Annotated in this window: 6 protein-coding genes; 3 read left to right on the top strand and 3 right to left on the bottom strand. The window is 72.1% G+C overall.

What is annotated here, in order from left to right; genetic code table 11:
• Positions 1 to 122: 122 nt before the first annotated feature.
• Both ACLQ2R_RS07345 and ACLQ2R_RS07340 read right to left on the bottom strand, forming a co-directional pair.
• The gene (locus ACLQ2R_RS07345; protein ID WP_425958567.1) at positions 123 to 3254 is read right to left on the bottom strand and encodes an AfsR/SARP family transcriptional regulator; all 3132 of its coding nucleotides are present in this window, start codon (positions 3252 to 3254) and stop codon (positions 123 to 125) included.
• Positions 3255 to 3611: 357 nt separating this feature from the next.
• Complete coding sequence (locus ACLQ2R_RS07340; protein WP_425958566.1) at positions 3612 to 3878, bottom strand: hypothetical protein; 267 nt, start codon at positions 3876 to 3878, stop codon at positions 3612 to 3614.
• A 249-nt stretch (positions 3879 to 4127) separates the two neighbouring features.
• Between ACLQ2R_RS07340 and ACLQ2R_RS07335 the strand changes: the two genes are divergently transcribed.
• From ACLQ2R_RS07335 to ACLQ2R_RS07325, 3 genes are all read left to right on the top strand, one after another.
• The gene (locus tag ACLQ2R_RS07335) at positions 4128 to 4466 is read left to right on the top strand and encodes a hydroxyisourate hydrolase (RefSeq protein WP_425958564.1); all 339 of its coding nucleotides are present in this window, start codon (positions 4128 to 4130) and stop codon (positions 4464 to 4466) included.
• Positions 4467 to 4507: 41 nt separating this feature from the next.
• Positions 4508 to 5347 carry an AfsR/SARP family transcriptional regulator gene (locus tag ACLQ2R_RS07330; RefSeq protein ID WP_425958563.1) on the top strand — a complete coding sequence of 280 codons (840 nt, stop codon included), beginning with the start codon at positions 4508 to 4510 and terminating at the stop codon, positions 5345 to 5347.
• 152 nt (positions 5348 to 5499) lie between these two features.
• Complete coding sequence (locus ACLQ2R_RS07325; RefSeq protein WP_425958562.1) at positions 5500 to 6141, top strand: hypothetical protein; 642 nt, start codon at positions 5500 to 5502, stop codon at positions 6139 to 6141.
• A 94-nt stretch (positions 6142 to 6235) separates the two neighbouring features.
• Here ACLQ2R_RS07325 and ACLQ2R_RS07320 read toward each other — a convergent pair whose 3' ends face one another.
• Positions 6236 to 7282 carry an FAD-dependent oxidoreductase gene (locus ACLQ2R_RS07320; RefSeq protein ID WP_425958561.1) on the bottom strand — a complete coding sequence of 349 codons (1047 nt, stop codon included), beginning with the start codon at positions 7280 to 7282 and terminating at the stop codon, positions 6236 to 6238.

Here is a 7282-nt window from a genome sequence, read left to right as displayed (position 1 = left end):
GGATCTGGGCCCGGGCGGCCTGGCGCGCCGGGCGGCGGCGCGGCGCCGCAGCTGCGGAGCGGATCCGCCCCACCCCGGCGGCCCGGCACCGGAACGCGCGTTCCGGTGCCGGGCCGTCGTTCTCAGGGCACGGAGAGGGCCTCCAGCTGGGCGCGCACCCGGGCGGCGATCTCGGGGGGCATCGCGGCGGCCAGTTCGAGCGCCTCCTCCGAGACGCTGCGCGCCGCCGCCGGCTCGCCGACGGTGGCGTAGGCGCCGCTGAGCATGACCAGGACGCGCATCTGGTGGAGCGGCGCGTCGATCTTGTGGAACAGGCCGAGGGCCTGGTGGAGGCGGCCGATGGCCTGCTCGGTCTGGTCGACGGCGAGGGCCAGCTCTCCGAGCCCGAGGACGATCCTGGCCTCGGCGAGTCTCTCCCCGCCGGTGCTCGCCACCTCCAGGGCCTGGTGGAGGGTGCGCTCGGCCTCCTGGAAGTCGCCCTGGCGCAGCCGCGTGATGCCCAGGCCGTGCAGGGCGTACGCCTCGCCGGTGGGGTCGCCGATGTTGCGCACGGTCGTGAGCGTCTGCTCGAAGACCTCGGCCGCCGACGCGAGCTCCTCCAGCCGCAGGTAGGTCTCGCCCAGCCGGTGCAGGACCTGCGCCTCCACCCGGCGGCTGCCGCCGACCCTGCTGAGGTTCAGCGCCTCCCCCAGCAGGCGTTTGGCCTCCTGGAGGTCCTCGCAGTCCAGCCTGATCTGGGCCATGCTGTGCAGCACGTAGGCGGAGGCGACCTGGTCGCCGGTGCCGCGGAAGATGCCCAGGGCGCGCTCGTATCGTTCCACCGCCTCGTCGAGCCGGCCGCTCATCCGGTCCAGGAAGGCGATGTTGCGGATGACGAGGGCCACTCCGAGGTCGTCCCCGGCCTCGCCGAACAGCTCGGCCGCCGACTCGAAGTCGCGGCGCGCGTCCCCGAAGCGCTGCTCGGCGATGTAGAGCGAGCCGATCGAGTAGAGCATCGCCGCCTGCCCGCGGCGGTCCCCGGCCTGCCGGGCGGCGGACAGGGCGACCTGGTGGGTCTCGCGCCAGTCGTCGAAGTAGATCCTCGACTCGAACAGGGTGACCGCGCTGATCGCGAGGTCCCAGCACAGCTCGACGAACCCGGCCTGCGCCGCCTGGCGGATGCCCGAGATCAGCGTCAGCCGCTCGCGCTCGTACCAGGGCAGGGGGGCCATGACGAGCTTCTCGACCAGCCGCTCGGGCAGCGGCCAGCGTGGCGCGTCGCTGTGGACCTGCACGTAGTCGCCGCCGTACTCGCGGCGGTGGGCCTCGCCGGTCAGGAAGAGCAGTCCGCCGAGCACCCGCTCCAGCGCGGCGTTGCGGTCGGCGACGGCCTCCTCGCCGGCGAGGCGCTCGCGGGCGAAGACGTGGATCAGGTCGTGGAAGCGGTACTGGCTGTGCACGCCGTACCCGGCGTCGGTCGTCTCGACCAGCTGGCTGTCGGCCAGGTCGTCGAGCAGGTCCTGGGCGTCGGAGGGGTGGCAGTCGAGCAGCGCGGCGGCCATCCAGCCCGAGAAGTGCCGCGACTCCAGGATGGCCAGGCGCCTGAACAGGCGGCGCGCGTCCTCGCTGACGCTCTCGTACGTCAGCGAGATGCTCGCCCTGATGCCCAGGTCCCCGTGCTTGAGCTCGTCGAGCCTGCGGGTCTCGTCCTCCAGGCGTCCCACGAGCTGGTCGACCGTCCAGTGGGGGCGGGCGGCGAGCCTGGCGCCCGCGATGCGCAGCGCCAGCGGCAGGTGCCCGCACAGGCCGGCCAGTTCGGCCGCGGACTCGCGCTCGGCCTGGATCCGCTCGACGCCGGCGATGCGGGCGAGCAGGTCCACCGACTGGTCGGAGTCGAAGAGGCCCACGTCGAGGTGGGCCGCGCCCGCCAGTCCCGCGAGCCTGCTGCGGCTGGTGATGATCACCGCGGCCTCGGGGTTGCCGGGCAGCAGGGGCAGCACCTGGCTCTCGCTCCTGGCGTCGTCCAGGACGATCAGCATCCTGCGACCGGCGAGCAGCGCGCGGTACATCTCCGCCCGCTCGTCCACCCCGTCGGGGATGGCGTTGCCCGGCACGCCCAGCGCGCGCAGGAACCGTTCGAGCACCTGGCCGGAGCCGAGCGGGTGGGACTCCCCGCCGTGCAGGTCGGCGTAGAGCTGGCCGTCCTCGTAGCGGCCGGCGACGCTGTGCGAGACGTGCACCGCGATCGTGGACTTGCCGATGCCCGGTTTGCCGACGACGGCGATGACGGGGACGGCGAGGCGCTGGCGGTCCTCGGCGGCGAACGTGAGCTGGCGGCGGATGGCCTCGACCAGCTTGATCCTGCCGGTGAAGTCGGCGATGTCGGTGGGGAGCAGGCGCGGGACCGTGCGGTGGGCGGCCGGCGCCTCCCGCGTCTCGGTGTGGCGCTGCTGCTGGGGCCGGCGCTGTTCCTGCTGTCCCTGTTCCTGCTGCCGCTGCTGCTGTTGTTGCCGCTGGCGGGCCGGCGGGTCGAGGCTCTCGTCGGAGGTGAGGATGGCGTACTCGAGCTGCTGGAGGCTCTCGTTGGGCTCGATGCCCAGCTCGTCGATCATCGTCTGGCGGGCGCGGCGGTAGACCGTCAGCGCCTCGGCCTGGCGTCCCGAGCGGTAGAGCGCGAGCATGAGCTGGCCGCGCAGCCGCTCCCTGAGCGGGTGTTCCTCGACGAGCTCGCTGAGCTCGCCCACCAGCTCGTGGTGCCTGCCCAGCTCCAGTTCCAGGTCGACGCAGTCCTCGTTGGCGTTGACGCGGCGCTCGGTGAGCCTGCCGACCGCCGCCTGCACGAGCCGGCTCTCCTGGCCGTCGAGGGCGGGTCCCCGCCAGAGGGCGAGCGCGTCGCGGTAGTGCCTGACGGCCTCCTCGGCGCGGTGGTCCTCGCGCGCCTGGCGGGCCTGGTTCAGCAGGCCCTCGAAGTTCTGGGAGTCGAGCTGCCCCTCGGTGACGCGCAGCGTGTAGCCCTGGGGGTGGGTGGCGATGACGTCGAGGCCGCCGTTGGCGGCGAACAGCCGTCGCAGCGAGGAGATGCAGATCTGCACCTGCGCGCGCGAGGTGCTGGGGAGGTCGTCACCGTAGATCGCCTCCGTGAGGCGCCCGATGGTGACCATGCGGTTGGCCTCCAGAAGGAGGCAGGAAAGGACGACCTGTTGCCGAGGCGCTCCCAGATCCAGTCGCTGCGCGCCGGCGACGACCTCCAAGGGGCCGAGGATCCGATACTCCACCGAATCTCCTTACAGAATCACGGCCTGCTTAGAAATTTCACCGCACGGTCGGTGTAAGAGAGACGTCAGGGATCTGACCATTGCCTTACATCAAACAAAACAGACTCAACCCCCGCCCCCCGCGACTCCGGACGGTCGACCGGCTGGTCACTAGGGGTGATTCCTATGTAAGTACCGCTACCTGCCCGGGATCATACAACGCCACCCATTGGAGAACTAGGGGGATTTGTAAAGGTCTGCTCCTATTTGCGACTAACGGTGGGTTTCAGGTACGAAGAAGCGGCCGGGCCCGTGAAGGCTCCGGCCGCTCCGGTGATCTCCCGCCCGCACCGGTCTCACCAGGCGAGTAGTGACGTTCTAGCCCCAAGGGGTATTGCCGCCGTCGAGGGTTTCGGGGGCCTTGCCCGCGATGCCCCAGGGGGTGTTGGCGCCGTCAAGGCTTCCCGGGGCCTTGCCCGCGATGCCCCAGGGGGTGTTGCCGCCGAGCGCCACGGTCGCCGTAACCCCGTCGGCGGCGGGCCTGTCGGCGATCGAACCGGTGACGGCGGCGAGACCGAGGCACCCGAGGACGGCGACGGCGGAGACCATGATCCGAAGGGCGCCGATGCTCGCGAATTCCCGCATTTCCTGTACCTCTTTTTCGTGTCCCGCAGGCCGTTCAGTGCTGTCCGCCTGTCTGCTTCAAAACGTAAACAGACCCCCTATCCACCCCTTATCCGATTCCTTCTGATCCGGCATCCCCGCCATCCTGCGGCGGGGACGGCCGGCGGATAGCGGGCCGAAGGTGGACCGATAACGTCCTGGAGCACCCTGATGGGACCGAGGACGCGTGAGACGGAGCGCGCGGCCCCGAACCAGCAGATGGGTATCCACATGAGCATCGCCACACAGGCACTTGACGGCGTCTACGGCCGATCCGCGGCCGGTGTCCGGGCCCGCCTGGAGCGTGCCTCGGGTACCGGCTGGGAAGCGGTCTCCGAGGGAGAGACCGATATCGAGGGAAATGTCAAGGAATGGAATGACGAGTTCATGGAGCGGGGGCTCTATCGTCTCGTTCTCGCCACCGACCATTATTTCGCCGGGCTCGGCATGACCACCTCGTACCCGGAGATCTCGGTCATGTTCAAGATGCACGACGAGCGCACACCTTTCCACATCCAGGTCGTGCTGGCACCGCACTCGTACTCGACGTGCTTCGGCGTTCGCGGATGAACCCGCGAGCGGCGGGGGGCGTCCTCCTGAGGGAAGCGAACATGCCTGTTCAAGAATTGGTGAAATCCGGCCCCGACGGCTCCGGGAGCGACGAGGGCGCGCCCTCGGTCGTCGCCCGCTGCCTGAGCAACTTCCGCCTGGAGGTCGACGGGCAGGCCGTCTCGCACTGGCGCGCCGGCAAGGCGCGGGCCCTGTTCCAGTACCTGCTGGTCAACCGCGAGCGGTTCGTCCACAGGAACCGGCTGCACGAGGTGCTGTGGCCCGAGAGGGAGGAGCACGGCTCCAGCTCCCTCAAGGTCGCCGTGCACGGCGTGCGGCGGGTGCTCAGCACGTTCGAGGACGGGGACGGCTTCACCCTGCTCTACCAGGACCACGGGTACCTGTTGCGGACCAACAACGCGTGGGTGGACATCGAGGAGTTCCAGCGGGCCTTCGACCGGGGCCGGACCGCGTGGGTGGCCAAGGAGCACGACACCGCGATCGCCTGGTTCCAGCGGACCGCCGACCTCTACACCGGGGACTTCCTCGCCGGGGAGACCGACGGCTGGATCAACGAGCAGCGGCAGTGGATGCGCGGGACCGCCCTGCGCGCGCTGTCGGCGCTGCGCACCGAGGCGCTGGAGCGCGAGGACTGGCCGGCCGCGATGCACTGGTGCCGCAGGGCCCTGGACGTCGACCCCCACCACGAGAGCGCCTACCAGGCCCTGATGATGATGCACGGCGAGCTCGGCGAGCTCGGCCGCGTCCTGAGCTGGTACGAGGTGTGCCGCCTGCGGCTGCGCACCGACCTGGGCGTGGAGCCGAGCGAGCGCACCGAGCGGCTGCTGACCGCGCTCATGCGGGGCCGGGGCCTGCCGTCCCTGCCGGGCGGGCGGCCGTGACGCCCACCGCACCCGAGCACGTGACGGGTCCCGTCACGGAACACGTCACGGAACACGTCACGGAACACGTCACGGAACACGTCACGGAACACGTCACGGGACACGGCGCGGGTGCCGTCACGGGACACGGCGCGGGTCCCGCGACGGGACACGTGGCGGGTCCCGATCTGGAGAGCCTGCGCGCGGCGGTCGGCGCGTTCGCCCGTTACGGCGCGGCCGACAGGTCGTGGGAGCGGCTGCTGCTGGCGACCGGGACGCGAGTCGACCCCGCGCTGCCGGACCACCGCCGGGCACTGCTGACCTGGCTGAACGCGTGGGGCTGCCGGCTGCGCTACCCGCGCGAGGGCGAGCCCGACGTCTTCTGCGCCCAGGTCGCCGCCTGGTGGGAGCGCTGGGGGGAGCACCTGCCGGGCCCCGATGTCACGCTCGCCGCCCTGGACGACGCCGGGATCGAGGTGCTGGGCGCCTGCTACGCGGACCTGTCGGCGATGCCGGCGACCCCCGGCGCCAGGCCCCGCTCCCTGGGACCGACCGCGGCGTCCAAGACGCTGCACGCCCTGCGCCCGCGGACGCTGATGCCCTGGGACGCCGCCATCGCCGACGCCCTGCACGGATCCCGTACGGCCGGCGCCTACCGCGCGCACCTGCGGACGGGCCGGGAATGGGCGCGGCGCCTGCTCGCGGAGGCGGACCTCGGTGAGCAGGCGCTGGCGGCGGAGCTGGGCCGCCCGGGGCGTCCCCTGGCGAAGATGCTGGACGACTACTGCTACCTGACGTTCACCGCGGCGACCTGACCGGCCCTCGCCGGCCGGGTCGCCCGGGTCGCCCGGGTCGCGCCGGTCGCCCGGTTCACCCTGGACGTCCGGGCGGCCCCCACCGCCCGCGCGCTCACCGCAGGGACCTGACCAGGCTGCGCGCGGCCGTGCGGCTCGCGGCGAGCACGGTCTTGCCCGCGCCGCCGCTCCCGCCGGTGAAGGTGTAGACGCCCTTGGCCAGGGGTCGCAGCGAGAGCCCGCCCGTGGGGTGGTAGCACTCGACCGCGGTGACGGCCTCGACCGTCCCGGCGGGCGGCCGGTACCCGATCCTGGCCTCGGCCACGTCGAGGATCCTGCTGGTGAGGTCGGGGTCGGTGGGCACGGTCCCGGGGCTGATGTCCCACCGCTCGGTGGGCAGCCCCAGCAGGACCCGCCGCTCGGCGTACGACCTGCCGTACAGCCCGGACGTCTCGTCGACGAACGCGGCCGGTCCCCTCCCGTCGGAGGGGCCGAGCACGTACTGGATCACCTTGGTGCGCAGGCCCGCGTCCGTCAGGCCCGTGCGGGCGAGGAGACCCTGGGTCCACGCCCCGGCGGCCACCACGACGGCGTCGAACCTGGCCGGGGCGCCCTCGGACGGGCGGACCTCCGCCTCGGCGGTGATGCCGTCCACCTGGCCGTCGGTGACGAAGGCGCCCGAGCGGACGAGCTCGATCAGGAGCCGGTCGCGGAAGGCGTTCGGCGACAGGTGCCCGGCGCGCCTCTCGACGACCGCCACGCTGCCCTCGGGCAGGTCGCGGAACGTGCCGCGGGCGCCGAGCTCCTCGCCGCTGACCAGGGAGATCGAGCCGGGCAGACGGCTGCGCACCAGGTCCACCAGGCTCTCGGTGCCCGGCCCCAGGCCCGGCAGCAGGTACACCGAGCCGGTCTCCCGGTAGGAGGCCCACTCGCGCAGCTCCCGGTTCGCGTGGAGCTCCGCCAGGCTGTCGGCGGCCTCCAGGCACAGGGCAGGGTCGGGCTCGAAGGCCCTGGTCAGACCCCCCGAGGCGGCGCTGGCGTCGGCCCTGCGGTGCGGTTCGCCGGTGTAGAGGTGGACGGAGCTGCCCCTGACGACCTCGCACAGGCGCCAGGCCAGCATCGCCCCGGCGATCCCGCCGCCCACGACGGCGATTCTGATCAT

Source organism: Streptosporangium sp. DT93, assembly GCF_049844535.1.
GTDB lineage: Bacteria > Actinomycetota > Actinomycetes > Streptosporangiales > Streptosporangiaceae > Streptosporangium.
The sequence above is the reverse complement of the archived record's forward strand: the minus strand, read 5'-3'. Positions and strand labels throughout refer to the sequence as shown.